Origin of the sequence: Pseudomonas sp. LD120, assembly GCF_009861525.1 — a bacterium.
Taxonomy (GTDB): domain Bacteria; phylum Pseudomonadota; class Gammaproteobacteria; order Pseudomonadales; family Pseudomonadaceae; genus Aquipseudomonas.
In genome coordinates, this window is record NZ_WVHL01000003.1 from 613,898 (window position 1) to 634,667 (window position 20,770).

Sequence of the window (20,770 nt, forward strand, 5' to 3'; positions counted from 1 at the left end):
GCCCTCAAGATGGAGAGCCGCCGCTCTGTTTCAGCCCTTGCCGCGAATCAGCCGGCGCAGGGCGAAGCGGTTCGGGTGACAGGCTTCGGCCACGCTCCTGGGCAGTGGCAATGGCTCGTTTTCCAGCCACGCGGCCAACAGTTCGCCAGACAGTGGGGCAGTGATCAATCCGCGAGAGCCGTGGCCACTGTTGATGTACAAGCCTTCAAGCCAAGGGCAGGGCAGGTCCGGCACCTGGCGCGCATCTTTGCCCAGCGCAGCGTAGGTCTGGGCGAAAGCCGCTTGATCGGCGAGTGGCCCAACGATGGGCAGGTAGTCCGGACTGGTGCAGCGAAAAGCCGCACGGCCTTGCAGGCTCTCCAACGGCAGTTGATCGGCGTGCAGGCGTTGCAGCAGGTCGGCGGAAATGTCTCGCAGCATGTCTAGGTTGCCCGCATGTTCGGCGGCAGTCGGCGTCAGGTCTGTGCTGTTGAAGTCGAAGCTGGCTCCCAGGGTGTGCTCTCCCAGGCGTGGAGGGGCGACGTAGCCTTCGGCGCAGACCACCGTGGCCAGGTGCTGGCTTTGTGTGGTCTGCGGCAGGTGGGTGATCTGCCCGCGAATGCGCTTGAGGGGCAATTCGGCGCTGGCCGCAAAGCGCTTGATTTCGGCGGCGCCAGCGAGGATGACCACCGCCGCGCTGGCCAGCATCCGCTCCGCGTCCCAGGCTTGCCACTGTTGGCCGACCCGGCGCAGCTCCAGTACATCGTGGTGCATCAGACGCTGGATCTGCGGATGGTTGGCCTGCCATTGGCACAGAGCAGGCGGATGCACCCAGCCGCCTTCGGGATAGAACAGACCGCCGTGGTCCAGGCCGATGCCGGCGCGGGTCTGGGCTTGTGCTTGATCCAGCACATGCAGCAAATCGCTGGGGAAGGCTGCGGCCAGTTGTGCCTGGCGTTCGCCTTCCTTGGCGTTGAACGCCAATTGCAGTACACCGCAAGCATCCCAATCCAGGCCGCGCTGCAGGTGCTCAAGCTGGCGCCGGGTGTAGCCAAAACCACTGAGGATCATCTGCGACAGTGCGGTGCCGTGGGCCGAAAGCTTTAGATAGAGCACCCCTTGAGGGTTGCCCGAAGCTTCCTGGGCCAGTTGCCCGTGACGCTCAAGTAGCTGCACCTGCCAGCCGCGCGCGGCCAGGCTGGCGGCGCTGGCGCAACCGGCCAGCCCGGCGCCGATCACCAGCGCGGTTTTTGCCTGTGGCGTTGGGCGGGCAAACCAGGGTTTGTTTTTGGCCGGTGCTGGGGCTTCTTCAGGCCAGCCGAGGAATTCGCCCCGCAGCACTTCCCACTTATGGCCGATGCCCGGGGTGCGTTTCATCTTGAAGCCGGCCGCGTTCAACTGGCGGCGTACCCAGCCAGTGCTGGTGAAGGTACTGATGGTCGAGCCCGGCGCGGCCAGGCGCGCCAGTTCGGCGAACAGCTCGGGGGTCCACATGTCAGGGTTTTTTGCCGGGGCAAAGCCGTCGAGAAACCATGCATCAATGTGTGCATCCAGTTGTGGCAACTGCTCCAGCGCATCGCCGATCAGCAGGGTCAGGGTGACGCGTCCGCCCTGCAAGACGATGCGCTGAAAACCGCTGTGCACTGCCACGTACTGCTTGAGCAATGCTTGGGTGAGGCTTGCCAGTTCCGGCCACAAGGCCAGGGCTCGCTGCAGATCGGTAGGGCTTAAGGGGTATTTCTCGACGCTGACGAAATGCAGCCGCGCCCCGACTGGTGCCTGCTGCTGGAATAGCTGCCAGGCGCAGAGAAAATTCAGCCCGGTGCCGAAGCCGGTTTCGCCGATGACGAAGCGCTCGCCGGCACTGAGCGCGGCAAAGCGCTCGCGTAGGCGATTCTGTTCAATGAACACATGGCGGGTTTCATCCAGGCCCGATTCGCTGGAGAAGTACACATCATCGAAGACCCGCGAGCGCGGGCGTCCTTGGTCGTCCCAGTCGAGCTGGGCGTGGGGCAGTTCAGGTGTCATGGTCGGCTCGTGTGGCGCAAGGCGGCCATTCTAGCCGATCGCCGTGGTCGTGCTTGATCCACGGCAAGCCGCTGGCGCTTCAGTGATTTGTTTTCCTAGGCCGAGGTCGATCCGCTAGTCTTGGACAATTCTTGGAAGGAAGCCACCCATGTTCGAATCCGCTGAAATCGGTCACGCCATCGACAAAGAAACCTATGACGCCGAGGTACCTGCTTTGCGTGAAGCGTTGCTCGAAGCCCAATTTGAATTACGCCAGAAAGCCACGTTTGCGGTGATCGTGCTGATCAACGGTATTGAGGGGGCAGGCAAGGGTGAGACGGTCAAGCTGCTCAACGAGTGGATGGACCCACGCTTGATTGAGGTGCGCACCTTCGACCAGCAGACCGATGAAGAACTGGCTCGGCCGCCAGCCTGGCGCTACTGGCGGATGCTCCCGGCCAAAGGCCGCATGGGGGTGTTTTTCGGCAACTGGTACAGCCAGATGCTGCAGAGTCGGGTGCATGGCGAGATCAACGACCCGCGCCTGGATCAGGCGATCGCCGGCGCGGAGCGTTTGGAGAAAATGCTCTGCGATGAAGGGACGTTGATTTTCAAGTTCTGGTTTCACCTGTCCAAGAAACAGATGAAGAATCGCCTCAAGTCCCTGCAGGACGACCCGCTGCACAGTTGGCGCATCAGTCCGCTGGATTGGCAGCAATCACAGACCTACGACAAGTTCGTCAAGTACGGTGAGCGGGTCTTGCGCCGCACCAGTCGCGACTATGCCCCGTGGCACGTGATCGAGGGCGTTGATCCCAACTACCGCAGCCTCGCCGTGGGGCGGATTCTGCTGGAGGGGTTGCAAAGCGCCTTGAACCGCCAGCCGTTGAAACCGACCCAGGTCAGTGCCGCGCCATTGCCGGCCGCGGTTGATCAGCTCAGCCTGCTGGACAGCCTGGACATGACCCAGCACCTGGACAAGGACGACTACGAGGAGCAACTGATCACCGAGCAGGCGCGCCTGGCCGGCCTGTTGCGGGACAAGCGCATGCGCAAGCATGCCTTGGTCGCCGTGTTTGAGGGCAATGACGCGGCGGGCAAGGGCGGGGCCATTCGCCGGGTCGCGGCGGCGCTGGACCCGCGCCAGTACAGCATCGTACCGATTGCCGCGCCCACCGAAGAGGAGCGTGCGCAGCCCTATCTCTGGCGTTTCTGGCGGCACATTCCGGCGCGGGGCAAATTCACCATTTTTGATCGCTCGTGGTACGGCCGGGTGCTGGTGGAGCGCGTCGAGGGGTTTTGCAAGCCCGTGGATTGGCTGCGTGCCTACAGCGAGATCAACGATTTCGAGGAGCAGTTGGCCGATGCTCGAGTGATCGTGGTGAAGTTTTGGTTGGCCATAGACAAGGACACTCAGCTGGAGCGTTTCCAGGCGCGTGAGGCCATTCCTTTCAAGCGTTTCAAGATCACCGAGGACGACTGGCGTAACCGTGACAAGTGGTGCGACTACCGCGCTGCGGTGGGCGACATGGTCGATCGCACCAGCACCGAAGTGTCGCCCTGGACCCTGGTGGAGGCCAACGACAAGCGTTGGGCGCGGATCAAGGTGCTGCGAACCATCAACCGAGCACTGGAGGCGGCGTTCGAGCGTTCCGACAAACACGACAGCAAAGCCAAGAAAGCCAAGAAGTAGGCCGATGTTCACGCATACGCCGAGTGAATGATTGTCGCGGTCGTGGAGGAGGACGCTCTATGCTCGAACTCCTGCAACCGACAACAAGAATGAGGTGTGTGATGCGTGAAGTGGTGATCGTCGATAGCGTACGGACCGGCTTGGCCAAGTCCTTTCGGGGCCGGTTCAATCAGACCCGCCCGGATGACATGGCAGCTCACTGTGTCAATGCGTTGCTCAGCCGCAACGGCATCGATTCGGCCAGCGTCGAGGATTGCATCGTCGGTGCCGGTTCCAATGAAGGCGCCCAGGGTTTCAATATAGGTCGCAATGTCGCGGTGCTCTCGGCCTTGGGCACCGGTACGGCGGGCATGACCCTCAACCGCTTCTGTTCTTCGGGCTTGCAGGCGATCGCCATTGCTGCCAACCAGATTGCCTCCGGTTGCAGCGACATCATCGTTGCTGGCGGTGTCGAGTCCATCAGCCTGACCATGAAGAGCGTCAACCCCGATAACCTGATCAACCCGCTGCTCAAGGAGCAGGTGCCGGGCATCTATTTCCCCATGGGCCAGACCGCCGAGGTGGTGGCCCGGCGTTACAACATCAGTCGCGAGGCTCAGGACCTTTATGCCCTGCAAAGCCAGCAACGTACCGCCCAGGCCCAGGCTGACGGCCTGTTCAGCGACGAGATCGTGCCGATGACGGTCAAGTACAAGGTCGAGGACAAGCACACCGGGCAGGTGCAGATTGTTGACGGCCTGGTGGATCGTGACGACTGCAACCGCCCCGACACCACGCTGGAAAACCTTGCCACCTTGAAGCCGGTGTTTGCCGAGGACGGTTCGGTGACGGCAGGTAACGCTTCACAGTTGTCTGATGGTGCCTCGATGACCCTGGTGATGAGTCTGGAGCGTGCGTTGGCTCTGGGGCTCAAGCCCAAGGCGTTTTTCCGCGGTTTTGCCGTGGCCGGATGTGAGCCGGACGAGATGGGCATCGGCCCGGTGTTCTCGGTGCCCAAGCTGCTCAAGGCCAAGGGCTTGCGCGTCGACGACATTGACCTTTGGGAACTCAACGAGGCCTTTGCTTCGCAGTGCCTGTATGCCCGCGACCGGTTGCAGATCGACAACGCAAAGTACAACGTCAATGGTGGCTCGATCTCCATTGGTCATCCCTTCGGCATGACCGGGTCGCGTCAGGTGGGGCATCTGGTGCGTGAGTTGCAACGGCGTAATCTGCGCTACGGCATTGTCACCATGTGCGTGGGCGGTGGCATGGGCGCCACGGGTTTGTTTGAGGTCGTCCGCTAGATTGATCGCGCTTTGCCGGCAAGCCGCTTCCTTTGAGGGCGCGCCTGCTTGCCGGTGACTAAGCCGCGGTTAGCCCTGCTTTCCGGCCTCCAGCATGTTTTCCGGCCGGACCCAGGCATCGAACTGCTCATCGCTCAGGTACCCCAGCTCCAGTGCCGCCTCGCGCAAGGTCAGGTTCTCGGCATAGGCTTTCTTGGCGATCTCGGCGGATTTGTCATAGCCAATGTGGGTATTGAGCGCTGTCACCAGCATCAGCCCCCGTTCCAGGTGAGCCGCCATCTGCACCGGGTCAGGTTCGAGCCCGGCGATGCAATGCTGTTGGAAGTTGCTGCAGCCATCGGCCAGTAAATGGATCGATTGCAGCAGGTTGTGAATGATCACCGGCTTGAACACATTCAACTGCAAATGGCCCTGGCTGGCGGCAAAGCCTATGGTCACATCGTTGCCCATGACCTGGCAGGCCAGCATCGACAAGGCTTCGCATTGGGTCGGATTGACCTTGCCGGGCATGATCGAACTGCCGGGCTCGTTGGCGGGCAGTCGGACTTCCGCCAGGCCGGCCCGGGGGCCTGAACCCAACAGGCGCAAGTCGTTGGCCATTTTCATCAGGCACACGGCAAGGGTTTTCAGCGCCCCGGATAAAGTGGTCAGCGGCTCGTGGCCTGCCAGGGCGGCGAACTTGTTCGGGGCGGTGACAAAAGGCAGGCCCGAGAGGGCGGCCAGTTCCGCAGCAATGGCTTCGCCGAAACCATGGGGCGAGTTCAGTCCGGTGCCCACTGCGGTGCCGCCTTGGGCCAGTTCGCAGACCGCGGGCAAGGCGCTGCGAATCGCCCGTTCGGCGTACCCCAATTGGGCGATGAATGCGGAAACTTCCTGGCCGAAGGTCATCGGCGTGGCGTCCATCAGGTGAGTGCGTCCGGTTTTCACCAGTTTCATGTGTCGGGCCGACAACTCGGCCAGTCCGCCGGACAACTCGGTGATTGCTGGCAGCAGCCGGAATTGCACCGCCTGGGCTGCGGCGATGTGCATCGCCGTGGGGAAGCAGTCGTTGGAACTCTGGGAGCGATTGACGTGGTCGTTGGGGTGCACCGGGGACTTGCCGCCCCGGGGGTTGCCCGCCAGTTCATTGGCGCGCCCGGCCAGCACTTCGTTGACGTTCATGTTGCTTTGGGTGCCACTGCCGGTTTGCCAGACCACCAGAGGGAACTGATCGTCATGTTCGCCGGCCAGTACTTCGTCGGCGGCTTGCTCGATCAGTCGGGCGATGTCTGCGGGCACATCGCCATTGCGGTCGTTGACCCGGGCGGCAGCCTTCTTGATCAGTGCCAAGGCGTGCAGCACCGACAGTGGCATGCGCTCGCTGCCAATGGCGAAATTGACCAGCGAACGTTGGGTCTGCGCACCCCAATAGGCATCTTCCGGGACTTCAACCTGACCCAGGCTGTCGGTTTCGATTCGATTCATCGTGGCAATCCTCCAAGTCTGACTGGCCAGTTTAGGCCGTGATCCGCGACTCGGGTTCCCTTGGGAGGCGTTATCTGTCCTTGGCCTGGGCAAAGTCCGGGGTGTCACGGACTGGGCTTGAGAGGCGTTGATTAATAGGCGCAGAATGAGCGCCCTTGGGGTTCTACCTCGCCTGCTAGAAAAGGAAACTCGATGACCCGTCTTCGCGCCATCTGTACCGCGGTTGTTCTGGTGTGTGCCAGCGGCCAGGTTCTTGCCGATACCGCCAGCCACAACGCCAGTGCCGAGGCCTTCCTGACCCTGGCCCACGCGGACAAGCTCGGTACCCCGGTGTACATGCAAGTCCAGCAAATGTTCGCCCAGCGCTTCGAGCAAACCAAAGCGCCTGAGTCCAAACGTGCTTTGCTGGAAACCTACCAGGCCAAGGCCAATACCGCCCTGGACCAGGCTATTGGCTGGAAGAAGCTGAAACCGGACATGGTCAAGCTCTACACCAGCAACTTCAGCGAATCCGAACTCAAGGAGCTGGTGGCGTTCTATCGCTCGCCACTGGGCAAGAAAGTCCTGGAAAAAATGCCTCAGTTGACTCAGCAGTCGGCGCAGATGACCCAGGCCAAGCTGGAAAGCGCAGTGCCGGTGGTGAACAAGCTGCTGGCCGACATGACGGCCGAGCTTGAGCCTAAAGCCGCGCCAGCAAAGAAAAAGTAAGCGGAGCCCGTAATGACCATGCAACAACGTATCGAGTCGGCGCTGGGAGCATTGCAGCCCGAGCACCTGCAAGTGCTGGATGAAAGCCACATGCACAGCCGAGGCCTGGAAACCCATTTCAAGGCGGTATTGGTTAGCGAGCAGTTTGCCGGCCTTAACAGCGTCAAGCGTCACCAGAAGGTCTACGCCACCCTGGGTGAGCTGATGGGCCAGTTCCATGCGCTGGCGCTGCACACTTACACGCCCGAGGAATGGTCGAAGATCGGTGCGGCTCCGGCTTCGCCGACCTGCGCCGGTGGTCGATAGGCGCGGGTGCGTCTCGCCGCAAGTCTGAGGTCACTCAGGTGTGGCTTGCCGCTTGGAGCTTGAGGCGGCCTTTCTGATAGAATCCGCAACGCGCCGCTTATGCCGGCGCGTTTTTTTTTGCATCCGGTTCACCCTTTACGAGGGTAGCCACCTGGAGAGATTTCCCATGACACAACCGATTGTCGTGGCGGCACTGTACAAGTTCGTCACCCTCGAAGATTACGTTAGCCTGCGCGAGCCCCTGCTGCAGGCCATGCTCGACAATGGTATCAAGGGCACCCTGCTGATCGCCGAAGAAGGCATCAATGGCACGGTTTCCGGCAGCCGTGAAGGCATCGACGGGCTGCTGGCCTGGCTGAAGAACGATCCACGCATGGTGGATATCGATCACAAAGAGTCGTATTGCGACGAGCAGCCGTTCTACCGCACCAAGGTCAAGCTCAAGAAAGAGATCGTCACCCTGGGCGTGCCCGGCGTGGACCCCAACAAGAAGGTCGGGACCTACGTCGAACCTCAGGACTGGAACGCCCTGATCAGCGATCCGGAAGTGCTGCTGATCGACACCCGTAACGACTACGAAGTGTCCATCGGCACCTTCGAAGGCGCCATCGACCCCAAGACCACTAGCTTCCGTGAGTTCCCGGACTACATCAAAGCCCACTTCGACCCGAGCAAACACAAGAAAGTGGCGATGTTCTGCACCGGTGGCATCCGTTGCGAGAAGGCTTCGAGCTACATGCTTAGCGAGGGTTTCGACGAGGTGTTCCACCTCAAGGGCGGGATTCTCAAGTACCTCGAAGAGGTACCGCAGCAAGAGAGCAAGTGGCAGGGCGACTGCTTCGTGTTCGACAACCGGGTCACCGTTCGCCACGACTTGAGCGAAGGCGACTACGATCAATGTCATGCCTGCCGGACTCCGGTGAGCGTCGAGGATCGGGCGTCCGAGCACTATGTGCCCGGCATCAGTTGCCCCCATTGCTGGGACAAGCTGAGCGAGAAGACCCGCCGCAGCGCCATCGACCGGCAGAAGCAGATCGAATTGGCCAAGGCGCGCAACCTGCCGCACCCGATCGGTTACAACTACAAGCAATCTTCTTCCGAGGCTTGAGCCATGTCTGCCCGCCTGCTCTATGTGATGGACCCGATGTGTTCCTGGTGCTGGGGTTTTGCGCCCGTGGCCCAGGCCCTGGCAGAGCAGGCCCTGGCTGCCGGCGTCGAGCTGCATCTGGTGGTGGGCGGTTTGCGCACCGGTAGCGGCGCGGCGCTGGAGCCCAACACCCGGCGCTACATCCTTGAACACTGGCAGGCGGTGCAGCAGGCCACCGGCCAGCCGTTTACCTTCGAGGGCGCCTTGTCCGATGGGTTTGTCTACGATACTGAGCCGGCCTGTCGCGCCATCGTTACTGCCCGGGGGCTGGCTCCAGACTGTGCCTGGAAACTGCTGGGGCTGATCCAGCGCGCCTTCTATGTCGAAGGCCGTGATGTCACCCTGGCCAGCGTGCTGGTGGAGTTGGCGGAACAGGCCGGAGTTCCGCGGATCGAGTTTGCCGAAGCCTTCGACCGTACCGAGCAGCATGCGGCCACGGCAGCGGACTTCACTTGGGTCCAGGACCTGGGCATCGCTGGGTTCCCCACCTTGTTGGCCGAGCGTCATGGTCAGTTGGCGTTGCTGACTAACGGCTACCAGCCGCTCAGCGAGTTATCTCTGTTGCTGGGGCGTTGGTTGGAGCGTGCGACCTGTGCCTGACCCGGTTGATTCGAGTACGCAGGGCAAATCTGTCGATCGCCTGAGCTGGGCGGAAATCCGCCGCCTGGCCCTTTATCACAAAAAGTCATTGTGGATTGCCAATGGCGTGGCCGTGCTGGCGACGTTGTGCAGTGTGCCGATTCCGTTGCTGCTGCCGTTGTTGGTGGATGAAGTGCTGCTGGGGCGTGGCGATGCGGCGCTGCTTGTGATGAATCGGTTTTTGCCTGAGGGCTGGCACGCTGCTGCCGGTTATATCGGGCTGATGCTGCTGGTGACGTTTATCCTTCGCTGCTCGGCGCTGGTGTTCAACGTGGTCCAGGCACGGTTGTTCGCAGGCTTGGCCAAGGACATCGTCTACCGTATCCGTGTGCGCCTGATCGAGCGGCTCAAGCGTATCTCCCTGGGCGAATACGAAAGCCTGGGGGGCGGCACGGTCACCACTCACCTGGTCACCGACCTGGACACCATAGACAAGTTCGTCGGTGAAACCTTGAGCCGCTTTCTGGTGGCGATGCTGACCCTGGTGGGCACGGCCGGCATCCTGATGTGGATGCACTGGAAGCTGGCGTTGCTGATCCTGCTGTTCAATCCCCTGGTGATCTTTGCCACGGTGCAGTTGGGCAAGCGGGTCAAACACCTGAAGAAGCTGGAGAATGACAGTACTTCGCGCTTCACCCAGGCGCTGACCGAAACGCTGGAGGCCATTCAGGAAGTTCGTGCCGGCAATCGTCAGGGTTACTTTCTTGGCCGCCTGGGCAGGCGTGCCGAGGAGGTGCGGGATTACGCGGTGGCCTCACAGTGGAAAAGCGACGCTTCGGGGCGCGCCAGCGGCTTACTGTTTCAGTTCGGTATCGATATCTTCCGTGCGGCGGCGATGCTCACCGTGCTGTTTTCCGACCTGTCCATCGGCCAGATGCTGGCGGTATTCAGTTACCTGTGGTTCATGATCGGGCCGGTGGAGCAGTTGCTGAATCTGCAATACGCCTATTACGCCGCTGGCGGGGCGCTGACCCGGATCAACGAACTGCTGGCCCGTGCCGACGAGCCGCAGTATGTCGGTGGCGTGGATCCCTTCCTGGGGCGAGAGACCGTTGGCATCGAGGTCCGCGGTCTGAGCTTCGGTTATGGCGATGAACGGGTGCTGGACAACCTGAACCTGTCCATCGCCCCTGGCGAGAAGGTGGCCATTGTCGGTGCCAGCGGCGGTGGCAAAAGCACCCTGGTACAGCTGCTGCTGGGGCTGTATACGCCGCAGACCGGGACTGTCCGTTTTGGCGGGGCGACCCAGCAGGAGATCGGCCTGGAGACGGTGCGCGAGAATGTCGCGGTGGTGCTGCAGCACCCGGCACTGTTCAACGATACGATTCGCGCGAACCTGACCATGGGCCGTGAACGCAGTGACAGTGTCTGCTGGCAGGCCCTGGAGATCGCTCAACTGGATGTCACCGTCAGGGCCTTGCCGCAAGGCTTGGATACGGTGGTGGGGCGGTCTGGCGTGCGTTTGTCTGGTGGCCAGCGCCAACGCTTGGCGATTGCACGCATGGTCTTGGCCGAACCCAAGGTGGTGATTCTTGATGAAGCCACCTCTGCCCTGGATGCCGCCACCGAATACAACTTGCATCAAGCGTTGGCGCGCTTTCTGCGCGGGCGGACTACGCTGATCATTGCCCATCGCCTGTCAGCAGTAAAACAGGCAGATCGGGTTTTGGTGTTTGATGGCGGGCAGATTGCCGAAGATGGCGACCATCAGCAGTTGATTGCTGATGGCGGCCTTTACGCCAAGCTTTACGGGCATTTGCAGCAGGTTAGATAGCCTTGAGTTTTCTCCTGCTTTCTGTGCTTAGTACTTGAATTTCCTGGTGGAATAACCGATTTGGCTTCAGAAAGTGGTCGTTTCCTCCAGCAGGGTTGAGGCCGCCCGGTACTCACCTTGCGCCGAGTTTTTGGAAATTGGCCTAATCTGTGCTGTCTGAGGCGGGAATACTGGGTGTTCATTTGGCAGTGCGCAAGCAAGGACCCTCATGAAGCAAAAGCGGACTTTCGCAACGCCGCGGTTGTTGGGCATCGTCTGGCCCTTTATCGCTGTGGTGTTATTTCAAGCGCTATTGGGCGGCCTCAGTCTGTATGTCTTGTCGGCAGTGCGCGGCTATGTTGCCGGTGAAAGCCTGTGGTCCAAGGGCCAGAAAGACGCCATTTATTACCTCAACTTGTATGCCGACAGTCGAGATGAAAGCGCTTTTCTCAAATACCAGAATGCGATTGCCGTTCCTCAGGGCGGGCATGAGCTGCGGGTGGCTCTGGATCATCAGCCGCCGGATCTTGAAGCGGCGCGCCTGGGGATTCTCAAGGGTGGCAATCATCCCGATGACGTTCCCAGCCTGATCTGGCTGTACCTCAACTTTCGACATTTCAGCTATCTGGAAAAAGCCATCGACCTTTGGACTGTGGGCGATGGTTATCTGCTGAAGTTGGACGCCGTTGCCCAGGAGATGCATCGGGGAATCGTCAGCAACAGCGCCAGCGGAGCCGACATGCGGCACTGGAAGCAGCAGATTTTTGCCATTAACGATGAAGTCACTCCCGCGGCCAAGGCCTTCAGCGATGCCTTGGGCGAAGGGTCGCGGGTCATCCTGCGATTACTCCTGGTGACCAATCTGGCCACGGCCCTGGTCCTGATCGTCCTGGCATTGCTGCGCACCCACAAGTTGCTGGCTCAGCGTCATGCCTTTGCCGATGCCTTGCAGTTGGAGAAGGAGCGCGCACAGATCACCTTGCAGTCCATCGGCGACGGGGTGATCACCACTGACGTTGAAGGTGCGATTGCCTACATGAATCCGGCGGCGGAAGAGTTGACCCGCTGGAAGGCCGAGCAGGCTGTGGGGTTGCCGCTGGCGGCGTTGTTCAATCTGCTGGATGAAAATGCTCAGGCCGATGGTTTCACCCTGATTGAGCACATCCTCAGTGGCGAACTCAGTGGTGGCAGCGAGCACTCCAAGCTGATCCAGCGGCTTGATGGCAGCACGGTGTCGGTAACTCTGGTCGGCGCGCCGATCCGCAATACCGGCAAGGTCAGTGGCACGGTGCTGGTGCTGCATGACATGACCCAGGAACGGCAATACATTGCCAATCTTTCTTGGCAGGCGACTCACGATGCCTTGACCGGGTTGGCCAATCGTCGGGAATTCGAGTTCCGTCTGGAGCAAGCCCTGCATGGCCTGGTTCGTCATCCAGCCAGGCACGCCTTGATGTTCCTGGACCTGGACCAGTTCAAACTGGTCAACGATACCTGTGGCCATGCCGCCGGCGACGAACTGCTGCGGCATATCTGCGCGCTGCTGCAATCGGGTCTGCGAGAGGGCGATACTCTGGCCCGGCTGGGAGGGGACGAGTTCGGCATTCTATTGGAGAACTGCTCCCTGGAGGCCGCCGAGAAGATTGCCGAGGGCCTGCGCCAGACGGTGCAGAACCTGCACTTTGTGTGGAAGGGCCGGCCCTTCGTGACCACCGTCAGTATTGGTCTGGTGCATATCGCCCAGACTCCGACCACTCTTGAGGCCTCGCTGCGGGCAGCGGATATGGCCTGCTACATGGCCAAGGAGAAAGGCCGCAACCGGGTTCAGGTCTATCATGCCGACGATTCTGAGTTGTCCTTGCGATTTGGCGAGATGGCCTGGGTTCAGCGCCTGCATATGGCACTCGAAGAAAACCGCTTTTGCCTCTATGCCCAGGAGATCACGGCCCTGGGACGTGTCGAGCACGATGGCGGGCATATCGAGATCCTACTGCGTCTGCATGATGAGGCCGGGAGGATGATCTTGCCGGACAGTTTCATTCCAGCGGCAGAGCGCTACGGTCTGATGACCTCGCTGGATCGCTGGGTGGTACAGAACGTGTTCAAAATCATCTCCCAGTGCATGCAAGAGCGGCAGGAAAGGCCGATGGCGATGTGCGCGATCAATCTTTCGGGGATCACCATCGGTGACGATGAGTTCCTCGACTTCCTGCGCGAGCAATTTGTCGTCTATGGCGTGCCGCCGAATATGATCTGTTTTGAAATTACCGAAACCAGTGCGATTGCTAATTTGGGCAGTGCAATACGTTTTATAAATGAACTCAAAAGCTTAGGTTGTCATTTCTCTCTGGATGATTTTTGCGCGGGAATGTCGTCGTTCGCTTATCTCAAACATTTGCCTGTAGACTTCCTCAAGATCGATGGAAGTTTTGTAAAGGATATGCTGGACGACCCGATTAACCGGGCCATGGTCGAGGTGATCAATCACATCGGGCATGTCATGGGTAAGCGCACGATTGCCGAGTTTGTTGAAACGCCGCAGATTGAGCAGGCCTTGCTTGAAATCGGTGTGGATTATGCTCAAGGCTACATTATTGAACGCCCGCAATTGTTCACCTGTGACAGCTTGCTGTGTCGGCCTGTGCGACCACAGCCTCTGTTATTCAAGGCGCCCGGCACGTTCCGTTGAAACCTCTTTGGATCCGCACATCACAATCAAAAGGAGCCCGACAGTGATCGACACATTCAGCCGAACCGGCCCGCTCATGGAAGCTGCCAGTTACCCCGCCTGGACCCAGCAACTGATCCAGGACTGCAGCGAGAGCAAGCGCCGCGTGGTGGAGCATGAGCTTTACCAGCGCATGCGTGATAACAAACTCAGCGCCAAAGTCATGCGCCAGTACCTGATCGGCGGCTGGCCAGTGGTCGAGCAATTTGCCCTGTATATGGCGCAGAACCTGACCAAAACTCGTTTTGCCCGCCATCCTGGTGAAGACATGGCGCGCCGTTGGTTGATGCGCAACATTCGGGTTGAGCTCAATCATGCCGACTACTGGGTGCATTGGAGTCGGGCCCATGGCGTGACTCTGGAAGACCTGCAGGCTCAGCGTGTGCCACCTGAGCTACACGCGTTGAGTCATTGGTGCTGGCACACCAGTTCGGCCGACTCACTGATAGTAGCCATTGCCGCGACCAACTACGCCATTGAAGGGGCGACAGGGGAATGGTCGGCATTGGTCTGTTCCAGTGGCATCTATGCCGCAGCATTTCCAGAGGAAGATCGTAAGCGCGCGATGAAGTGGTTGAAGATGCATGCGCAGTACGATGACGCGCACCCTTGGGAGGCGCTGGAAATCATCGTTACCTTGGCGGGACTCAATCCGAGCAAGGCCTTGCAGGCGCAGCTGCGCGAAGCCATTTGTAAGAGCTATGACTATATGTACCTGTTCCTGGAGCGTTGCATGCAGCTGGAAAAGACCACTGTAACTCGCGAACGTCTGGCGCTGGCGGAAGGGTAGAGCGGATTTACGCTCAGCTCGATTACCATGGGCGATTGGCGCTTGTGGTGATTGAGCTGTTCGTGATTGATGTACTGGGCGAGGCAGGTTGCTTAGCCCGCCATTGCCAGGCGATTGCGACCTTCACGTTTGGCCACGTATAACGCGCTATCGGCGCGACGCAATAAACTTTCCGCTGACTCTCCAGGCAACAACGTCGAGCATCCCAGGCTCACGGTCAGTTCGATTTGAATGCCATCTGCCCAGTATTCCTGGGTTTGCGCAGCATGCCGCAAGCGCTCCCCAACCATTGCGGCAGCCTCGCGTCCGGTGTTGGAAAGCAGGATCAAAAACTCTTCCCCGCCAAAACGAAACACCATGTCCACATTGCGCAACTGCTTTTTGATCGAGGCGGCGACCGCCTTGAGCACTTCGTCACCGGTGCTGTGGCCGTAACTGTCGTTGATGCGTTTGAAATGATCGATATCCAGCATCAAGAGTGACAGCGGAAGTAGGTGGCGACGCGCCATTTCGATTTCTCGCAGCAGCGTCTGGTCCATGGCGATGCGGTTGCCAGTATCCGTCAGTGGGTCCCGCAGTGCGCTACGGGTGGCCGCGCGGTACAAGAGGGCGTTGCGCATCGGGTACAGCAAGGTGGACAGCAGCGACTCCAAGTAATTCTGCTCGGCTTCGCTGAAGCGGTGCCTGCGGCGGAAAGTCAGCTCGCCCATCGGCTCGCCTTCATGGCTCAGGCTGTAGCTGATGGAATGATGTCCGCGCAGGCCAAACTCCAAGCGCAGATCGCTGGGCGTGTACTGGTAATGCAAGGCGTCGAGGGGGACCAGGCGCTGGACTTCGCGAAAGAACAAACCAAGGATGCGTTGCGGTTCAAGGCTGGTTTGCAGCAGCAATCCCAGTTGCTGGCGCAATTGTCCGAGGCTGACAGGCTGCTTGATCGGCGGTGTCTGTTGGCCAAAGCCCAGGCGTTGCAATTTGGCACTATCGAATTCAATTGCGTTGGTCTGGGTCGGTGTTTTCATCTGAGCTCAAGCCCCCTGAGTACTGTGTACGGTGTTGCTGGCTGGGCGAGAGCGGCTCAGAGCGGCGCGTCATACTGTTCCATCAGTCCCGTAGGACAATCGCGCTCATTTTATGCCGCTTCGCTTCTGGCTACAAAGCCCCCTGCGAAAGCCGTTTTCCACTGCGCCAATACGCTGTGGGTTGCATGTTCTTTGAGCGAAACTCATGCCATTCGGTTCACCTGAATAAAACTTGTATGAATTCAATTGGTTGGATCGCTACAGGCAGCGCTGGTCGTGCAGTGTGACGGTTGTTTGGCTTGAAAGTCGCAGCAGTCGGGTTTTGCCGAGGCGTCGCGACGGTATTCCGTCACGACGAACGGAGGGGGGTTATTGCGCGTCGAAGGCCTGGCCGTTGATTCCGCTGCTATCCGGGCCCATCAGGTACAGGTAGACCGGCATGATTTCTTCTGGAGTGGGGTTGTTGCTTGGGTTTTCACCGGGGTATGCCTGGGCTCGCATGCTGGTGCGGGTGGCGCCCGGATTGATGCTGTTGGCGCGCACTGGTGCCACGGTGTCCAGCTCATCAGCCAGGGTCTGCATCAAGCCCTCGGTGGCGAACTTGGAAACACCATAGGCGCCCCAGTAAGCTCGCCCCTTGCGGCCGACGCTGCTTGAGGTAAAGACCACGGAGGCGTCCTGAGACAGCTTGAGTAGAGGTAGCAGGGTGCTGGTCAGCATGAACATGGCGTTGACGTTGACCTGCATCACCCGCATGAAGTTCTCTCCTGACAACTGCTCCAGCGGCGTGCGCGGGCCAATGATCGATGCATTGTGCAGGAGGCCGTCGAGGTGCCCGAACTCGGTTTCGATCATCGCCGCCAGTTCGTCGTACTGGTGTGGCAGGGCGGTCTCCAGATTGAAGGGAATCACCGCAGGTTGCGGATGGCCAGCGGCTTCGATGGCGTCATAGACCTCGGTGAGGTTGGCTTCGGTCTTGCCCAGCAGGAGCACCGTGGCGCCATGGGCGGCAAAGGTCTTGGCAGCGGCAGCGCCGATGCCACGGCCGGCGCCGGTGACGAGGATCACTCGATCCTTGAGCAGTTCGGGGCGAGCGGAATAATCAAACATTAAAAGGCCTCAACAGAAATGGGATCGTCCCCGGTATCTATCCGGGAATGCCGCTGTTCAGCAGCTGCACAATGCGTTGTCTAGAACCTGGCGCAGTTCCAGGGGATGATTGATCACCACATCAGCTCCCCAATGCCGGGGATTGTCATCCGGATGGATGTAGCCATAGGTGACGGCGGCCGTTTTGGTGCCTGCATCACGACCAGACTCGATATCCCGCAGGTCATCGCCGACGAAGAGCACGGTGGACGGGTCCAGGTCGAGCATCTTGCACGCCAGGATCAACGGCTCGGGATCGGGCTTGCTGTTTTTGACGTGATCGGGGCAGATCAGTAGCGCCGAGCGCCCGGCCAGCCCCAGTTGCTGCATGATCGGCTCGGCGAAGCGCAGAGGCTTGTTGGTGACCACGCCCCAGATCAGATTGGCCTTTTCGATGTCGGCCAGCAGCTCGTCCATACCGTCGAAAAGCGTGCTGTGAACCGCGCAGTGCTTGAGGTAGCGCTCGAGGAACTCCAGGCGCAATTCCTCGAAACCCGGGGACTCCGGATCCATGGCGAACGTTACCGCCACCATTGCTTTGGCGCCACCCGAGACTTCGTCACGAATGTGCTGGTCGACGATAGGCGGCAGGCCGCGATCACGACGCATGCCCTGGCACACCGCGATGAAGTCTGGCGCGGTGTCGAGCAGGGTGCCATCCATGTCGAAAAGAACGGCTCTGATTGCCATGTCTTATTCCTCTCGTAGGGTTTGGATCATGTAGTTGACGTCCACGTCCGCCGCCAGCTTGTAGTGCTTGGTCAGCGGGTTGTAGGTCAGGCCGATGATGTCCTTGACGGTCAGGCCGGCGGAGCGGCTCCAGGCGCCCAGCTCCGAGGGACGGATGAATTTCTTGAAGTCATGGGTGCCGCGCGGCAGCAGCTTCATGATGTATTCCGCGCCGATGATGGCAAACAGGTAGGCCTTGGGGTTGCGGTTGATGGTGGAGAAGAACACCTGGCCACCTGGCTTGACCATGCGAAAGCAGGCGCGGATCACTGATGAAGGATCGGGCACGTGTTCGAGCATTTCCAGGCAAGTGACCACATCGAACTGCTCGGGCATTTCCTCGGCTAGGGCTTCTGCGGTGATCTGCCGATATTCGACGTTGACTCCGGATTCCAGCTGGTGCAGTTGCGCCACGGCCAGGGGGGCTTCGCCCATGTCGATTCCGGTGACGGTGGCACCGCGCTGGGCCATGGCTTCGCTGAGGATGCCGCCGCCACAGCCGACGTCAAGCACCTTTTTGCCCGCCAGGTTGACGCGCTCGTCGATCCAGTTGACACGCAGCGGGTTGATGTCGTGCAGGGGTTTGAATTCGCTTTCACGGTCCCACCAGCGATGGGCCAGGGCTTCGAATTTGGCGATTTCGGCGTGGTCGACGTTGCTCATGGGTATTGCTCCAAAGCTAAAAATTCTGTGTAGGGCCTTAAGCATCGGCTCAAGGTCGGATTATTGGGCGTGTCCGCTGATGCGCCGGCCCCAGGTGCGGGCGGTTTCGCCAAGCTGCTGCTCATCCAGGCGGGTCAGGCGCCGGTCTTTCAGCAATTGCTTGCCGGCAACCCACAGGTGTTTCACACAGTCGCGTCCGGTGGCGTAGATCAATTGTGACACCGGGTCGTAAATCGGTTGTTGGGCCAGGCCGGACAGGTCGAAGGCCACCATGTCTGCCGCCTTGCCGATTTCCAGGGAGCCCACTTCACTTTCCAGGCCCATGGCTCTGGCGCCATTGAGGGTGGCCATGCGCAGGGCGCGATGGGCGTCCAGGGCCGTGGCTGATCCGGCCACGGCTTTGGCCAGCAGGGCGGCGGTGCGAGTTTCCCCTAGCAGGTCCAGATCGTTGTTGCTGGCGGCGCCATCGGTGCCCACGGCGACGTTGACCCCGGCTTGCCATAGGCGCTCCACCGGGCAGAAGCCACTGGCCAGTTTCAGGTTGGACTCTGGGCAGTGAATGACGCTGGTGTTGGTTTCTACCAGTAAAATCAGGTCGTCATCGCTGATTTGGGTCATATGAACGGCTTGAAAGCGTGGCCCCAGAAGGCCCAGGCGAGCCAGTCGAGCCAGCGGCCGCTCGCCGCGCTGTTCCAGGGACTGTTGTACCTCGAATGCGGTCTCATGCACGTGCATGTGAATGGAAGCGTCAAGTTCTTCGGTGATCACTCGGATTTTTTCCAGGCTCTCGTCGCCGACGGTGTAGGGCGCATGCGGGCCGAAAGTGATTTTTATCCGAGGGTGATGCTTGAGGTCGCCGAACAGCTCGACGCCTTGCCGAAGGGCTTCATCGGCGTTGTGGGCGCCGGGAATCGGGAAGTCCAGGATAGGCAGGGCAATCTGTGCACGAATACCGCTGTTATGGACCCGCTCACTGGCGACCTTCGGAAAAAAATACATATCGCAGAAGCAGGTGATGCCGCCTTTGATCTGTTCGGCGATGGCCAGATCGGTACCGTCACGGACGAAAGCCTCATCCACCCACTTGGCTTCGGCGGGCCAGATGTGGTTTTCCAGCCAGGTCATCAGTGGCAGATCATCAGCTAGGCCACGAAACAGTGTCATAGCGGCATGGCCGTGGGCGTTGATCAATCCAGGGCTGAGCAGCATGTCGGGCAGCTCGCGGATCTCAGCGGCCTGGTATTTCAAGGCTTGTGCTCGCGGCCCGATGAATACGATGCGGCCATCGCGGATGCCCAGGCCATGATCCTTGAGGACAACGCCGGCCGGTTCCACAGGCACCAACCAGGTTGGCAGCAGCAGGAGGTCGAGCGCAGTTTCACGGTTCGGCATCGAGTATCGGTCCAAGGCTTCATATAAAGGATGGCGAAGTATACCCGAGCGTCTTCTCGGGGGGATCGCTATAATCGGCGGCTTTTGTTCATGAGTACGGGGTGAAGGATGCGCGATCGTCTGTTGGCTGCGGAGAAGCTCAAGGCCATTGATTGGCGGGATAGCACCCTGTATTTGCTCGACCAGCGGATTTTGCCTTTTGAGGAAACCTGGATCGCCTGTGACACTGTCGCCGGCGTCGCGCAGGCGATTCGTTCGATGGTTGTGTGTGGTGCTCCCGCGATCGGCATCAGCGCAGCTTTTGGGTTGGTATTGGCGGCGCGAGCGCGTCGGGCCGTCGGCGGTGACTGGGTTGCTGCCCTGGAAGAAGACTTCAGCCTGTTGACTGGCTCTTGTCCTGCTGCTGGCAATCTGTTCTGGGTCCTGAACCGCATGCGCGAGCGTCTGGAGCGAGCCAAGGATCATGACGATCCGGTTGCGGCGCTGGAAGTCGAGGCGTTGTCAATCCTTGAGAGCGATCGTGAAGCGAATCTGACCATGGCTCAGTTGGGGGGGGATCTGATCCGTCGGTATCAGGGCAATTCCCAGGCACTGCTGACTCACTGCAATACCGGAGCCCTGGCCACGGGTGGTTTTGGCACCGCCTTGGGCGTGGTGCGCGCTGCCTGGCTGGAGGGTATGGTGGAGCGGGTTTATGTCGATGAAACTCGTCCTTGGCTCCAGGGCGCTCGCCTGACCGCCTGGGAACTGGCCAGCGAGGGCATTCCGGTGATGGTCAATGCGGACTCCGCAGCTGCGCACATCATGAAGACCAAGGGGGTCACGTGGGTGATTGTCGGCGCCGACCGGGTCGCGGCCAATGGTGATGTGGCGAACAAGATTGGCACTTATCAGTTGGCGGTCAATGCCATGCATCATGGCGTGCGTTTCATGGTGGTGGCCCCCAGTTCAACCATCGACATGGCACTTGCCAGTGGCGAAGACATTCCTATCGAAGAGCGCGACAGCGCGGAGTTGCTGGAAGTCGGCGGCAAGCACTTGGGGGGCGGGATTGAGGCCTTCAATCCGGTGTTTGATGTCACTCCGGCCGACCTGATCGACGCCATCGTCACCGAAAAGGGCATTGTCGAGCGTCCCGATGCCGCAAAAATAGCGCAATTGATGTGTCGCAAGCGCTTGCATTGATAGCAAGCGGGCGACGTCGTTGATGAAGGCTTGTTGGGAGGCCCGTCGGGTCAGTAAAAAACAGCGAATTGTGTGCGAATTTTGCCTCTGAGCCTCTCTCGTGCCTTATCAGGCTGTCACCGGTCAACTAACT

The 20,770-nt window shown here is 60.0% G+C and carries 17 protein-coding genes; 10 read left to right on the top strand and 7 right to left on the bottom strand.

Going from position 1 to position 20,770, the window contains the following annotated elements:
- Nucleotides 1-30 precede the first annotated feature (30 nt).
- Entirely contained in the window at nt 31-2,007 is a 1,977-nt protein-coding gene (gene mnmC / locus PLD_RS09115) for a bifunctional tRNA (5-methylaminomethyl-2-thiouridine)(34)-methyltransferase MnmD/FAD-dependent 5-carboxymethylaminomethyl-2-thiouridine(34) oxidoreductase MnmC (protein ID WP_159891884.1), read from the bottom strand.
- A gap of 148 nt (nt 2,008-2,155) precedes the next feature.
- Here mnmC and pap point away from each other — a divergent pair, with 148 nt between their 5' ends.
- Nucleotides 2,156-3,679 (top strand): polyphosphate:AMP phosphotransferase, encoded by a 1,524-nt coding sequence (pap, locus tag PLD_RS09120; RefSeq protein WP_159891886.1) that lies wholly within the window; start codon nt 2,156-2,158, stop codon nt 3,677-3,679.
- Nucleotides 3,680-3,780: 101 nt separating this feature from the next.
- On the top strand, nt 3,781-4,965 hold the full coding sequence (locus PLD_RS09125; protein WP_159893452.1) for a thiolase family protein: 1,185 nt from the start codon (nt 3,781-3,783) through the stop codon (nt 4,963-4,965).
- Nucleotides 4,966-5,034: 69 nt separating this feature from the next.
- Here PLD_RS09125 and PLD_RS09130 read toward each other — a convergent pair whose 3' ends face one another.
- On the bottom strand, nt 5,035-6,429 hold the full coding sequence (locus tag PLD_RS09130; RefSeq protein ID WP_159891888.1) for a class II fumarate hydratase: 1,395 nt from the start codon (nt 6,427-6,429) through the stop codon (nt 5,035-5,037).
- Nucleotides 6,430-6,621: 192 nt separating this feature from the next.
- On the opposite strand from PLD_RS09130, the gene PLD_RS09135 reads away from it, so the two are divergent.
- From PLD_RS09135 to PLD_RS09165, 7 genes are all read left to right on the top strand, one after another.
- Entirely contained in the window at nt 6,622-7,137 is a 516-nt protein-coding gene (locus PLD_RS09135) for a DUF2059 domain-containing protein (protein WP_159891890.1), read from the top strand.
- Nucleotides 7,138-7,149: 12 nt separating this feature from the next.
- Entirely contained in the window at nt 7,150-7,443 is a 294-nt protein-coding gene (locus PLD_RS09140) for a BolA family transcriptional regulator (protein ID WP_159891892.1), read from the top strand.
- 166 nt (nt 7,444-7,609) lie between these two features.
- Nucleotides 7,610-8,551, top strand: coding sequence for a rhodanese-related sulfurtransferase (locus PLD_RS09145; RefSeq protein ID WP_159891894.1), 942 nt, complete (start codon nt 7,610-7,612; stop codon nt 8,549-8,551).
- Between the two features lie 36 nt (nt 8,552-8,587).
- Nucleotides 8,588-9,190: a DsbA family protein gene (locus tag PLD_RS09150; RefSeq protein WP_178116166.1), complete on the top strand. Its 603-nt coding sequence runs from the start codon at nt 8,588-8,590 to the stop codon at nt 9,188-9,190.
- Entirely contained in the window at nt 9,174-11,003 is a 1,830-nt protein-coding gene (locus tag PLD_RS09155) for an ABC transporter ATP-binding protein (RefSeq protein ID WP_178116141.1), read from the top strand. The genes PLD_RS09150 and PLD_RS09155 overlap by 17 nt, the downstream gene beginning before the upstream one ends.
- 208 nt (nt 11,004-11,211) lie before the next feature.
- Complete coding sequence (locus tag PLD_RS09160) at nt 11,212-13,671, top strand: EAL domain-containing protein (RefSeq protein WP_159891900.1); 2,460 nt, start codon at nt 11,212-11,214, stop codon at nt 13,669-13,671.
- A 76-nt stretch (nt 13,672-13,747) separates the two neighbouring features.
- Nucleotides 13,748-14,500 (top strand): TenA family transcriptional regulator, encoded by a 753-nt coding sequence (locus PLD_RS09165; protein ID WP_371929005.1) that lies wholly within the window; start codon nt 13,748-13,750, stop codon nt 14,498-14,500.
- A gap of 92 nt (nt 14,501-14,592) precedes the next feature.
- Here PLD_RS09165 and PLD_RS09170 read toward each other — a convergent pair whose 3' ends face one another.
- The 5 genes from PLD_RS09170 to PLD_RS09190 form a co-directional block, all read right to left on the bottom strand.
- Complete coding sequence (locus PLD_RS09170; RefSeq protein ID WP_159891904.1) at nt 14,593-15,519, bottom strand: GGDEF domain-containing protein; 927 nt, start codon at nt 15,517-15,519, stop codon at nt 14,593-14,595.
- A gap of 369 nt (nt 15,520-15,888) precedes the next feature.
- Nucleotides 15,889-16,629 carry a YciK family oxidoreductase gene (locus PLD_RS09175; protein ID WP_159891906.1) on the bottom strand — a complete coding sequence of 247 codons (741 nt, stop codon included), beginning with the start codon at nt 16,627-16,629 and terminating at the stop codon, nt 15,889-15,891.
- Between the two features lie 57 nt (nt 16,630-16,686).
- The gene (mupP, locus tag PLD_RS09180) at nt 16,687-17,358 is read right to left on the bottom strand and encodes an N-acetylmuramic acid 6-phosphate phosphatase MupP (protein ID WP_159891908.1); all 672 of its coding nucleotides are present in this window, start codon (nt 17,356-17,358) and stop codon (nt 16,687-16,689) included.
- Between the two features lie 3 nt (nt 17,359-17,361).
- Nucleotides 17,362-18,060, bottom strand: a complete 699-nt coding sequence (gene ubiG, locus PLD_RS09185; RefSeq protein WP_075121026.1) for a bifunctional 2-polyprenyl-6-hydroxyphenol methylase/3-demethylubiquinol 3-O-methyltransferase UbiG — start codon at nt 18,058-18,060, stop codon at nt 17,362-17,364.
- A gap of 60 nt (nt 18,061-18,120) precedes the next feature.
- Complete coding sequence (locus PLD_RS09190; RefSeq protein WP_159891910.1) at nt 18,121-19,452, bottom strand: TRZ/ATZ family hydrolase; 1,332 nt, start codon at nt 19,450-19,452, stop codon at nt 18,121-18,123.
- A 108-nt stretch (nt 19,453-19,560) separates the two neighbouring features.
- Between PLD_RS09190 and mtnA the strand changes: the two genes are divergently transcribed.
- Nucleotides 19,561-20,637: an S-methyl-5-thioribose-1-phosphate isomerase gene (mtnA, locus tag PLD_RS09195; RefSeq protein WP_159891912.1), complete on the top strand. Its 1,077-nt coding sequence runs from the start codon at nt 19,561-19,563 to the stop codon at nt 20,635-20,637.
- The last annotated feature ends 133 nt before the right edge of the window (nt 20,638-20,770 follow it).

What these genes read in the sequence shown, in the direction of transcription:
- mnmC (WP_159891884.1), bottom strand. Translation starts at nt 2,007, where the DNA reads ATGACACCTGAACTGCCCCACGCCCAGCTCGACTGGGACGACCAAGGA.
- pap (WP_159891886.1), top strand. Translation starts at nt 2,156, where the DNA reads ATGTTCGAATCCGCTGAAATCGGTCACGCCATCGACAAAGAAACCTAT.
- PLD_RS09125 (WP_159893452.1), top strand. Translation starts at nt 3,781, where the DNA reads ATGCGTGAAGTGGTGATCGTCGATAGCGTACGGACCGGCTTGGCCAAG.
- PLD_RS09130 (WP_159891888.1), bottom strand. Translation starts at nt 6,429, where the DNA reads ATGAATCGAATCGAAACCGACAGCCTGGGTCAGGTTGAAGTCCCGGAA.
- PLD_RS09135 (WP_159891890.1), top strand. Translation starts at nt 6,622, where the DNA reads ATGACCCGTCTTCGCGCCATCTGTACCGCGGTTGTTCTGGTGTGTGCC.
- PLD_RS09140 (WP_159891892.1), top strand. Translation starts at nt 7,150, where the DNA reads ATGACCATGCAACAACGTATCGAGTCGGCGCTGGGAGCATTGCAGCCC.
- PLD_RS09145 (WP_159891894.1), top strand. Translation starts at nt 7,610, where the DNA reads ATGACACAACCGATTGTCGTGGCGGCACTGTACAAGTTCGTCACCCTC.
- PLD_RS09150 (WP_178116166.1), top strand. Translation starts at nt 8,588, where the DNA reads ATGTGTTCCTGGTGCTGGGGTTTTGCGCCCGTGGCCCAGGCCCTGGCA.
- PLD_RS09160 (WP_159891900.1), top strand. Translation starts at nt 11,212, where the DNA reads ATGAAGCAAAAGCGGACTTTCGCAACGCCGCGGTTGTTGGGCATCGTC.
- PLD_RS09165 (WP_371929005.1), top strand. Translation starts at nt 13,748, where the DNA reads ATGGAAGCTGCCAGTTACCCCGCCTGGACCCAGCAACTGATCCAGGAC.
- PLD_RS09170 (WP_159891904.1), bottom strand. Translation starts at nt 15,519, where the DNA reads ATGAAAACACCGACCCAGACCAACGCAATTGAATTCGATAGTGCCAAA.
- PLD_RS09175 (WP_159891906.1), bottom strand. Translation starts at nt 16,629, where the DNA reads ATGTTTGATTATTCCGCTCGCCCCGAACTGCTCAAGGATCGAGTGATC.
- mupP (WP_159891908.1), bottom strand. Translation starts at nt 17,358, where the DNA reads ATGGCAATCAGAGCCGTTCTTTTCGACATGGATGGCACCCTGCTCGAC.
- ubiG (WP_075121026.1), bottom strand. Translation starts at nt 18,060, where the DNA reads ATGAGCAACGTCGACCACGCCGAAATCGCCAAATTCGAAGCCCTGGCC.
- PLD_RS09190 (WP_159891910.1), bottom strand. Translation starts at nt 19,452, where the DNA reads ATGCCGAACCGTGAAACTGCGCTCGACCTCCTGCTGCTGCCAACCTGG.
- mtnA (WP_159891912.1), top strand. Translation starts at nt 19,561, where the DNA reads ATGCGCGATCGTCTGTTGGCTGCGGAGAAGCTCAAGGCCATTGATTGG.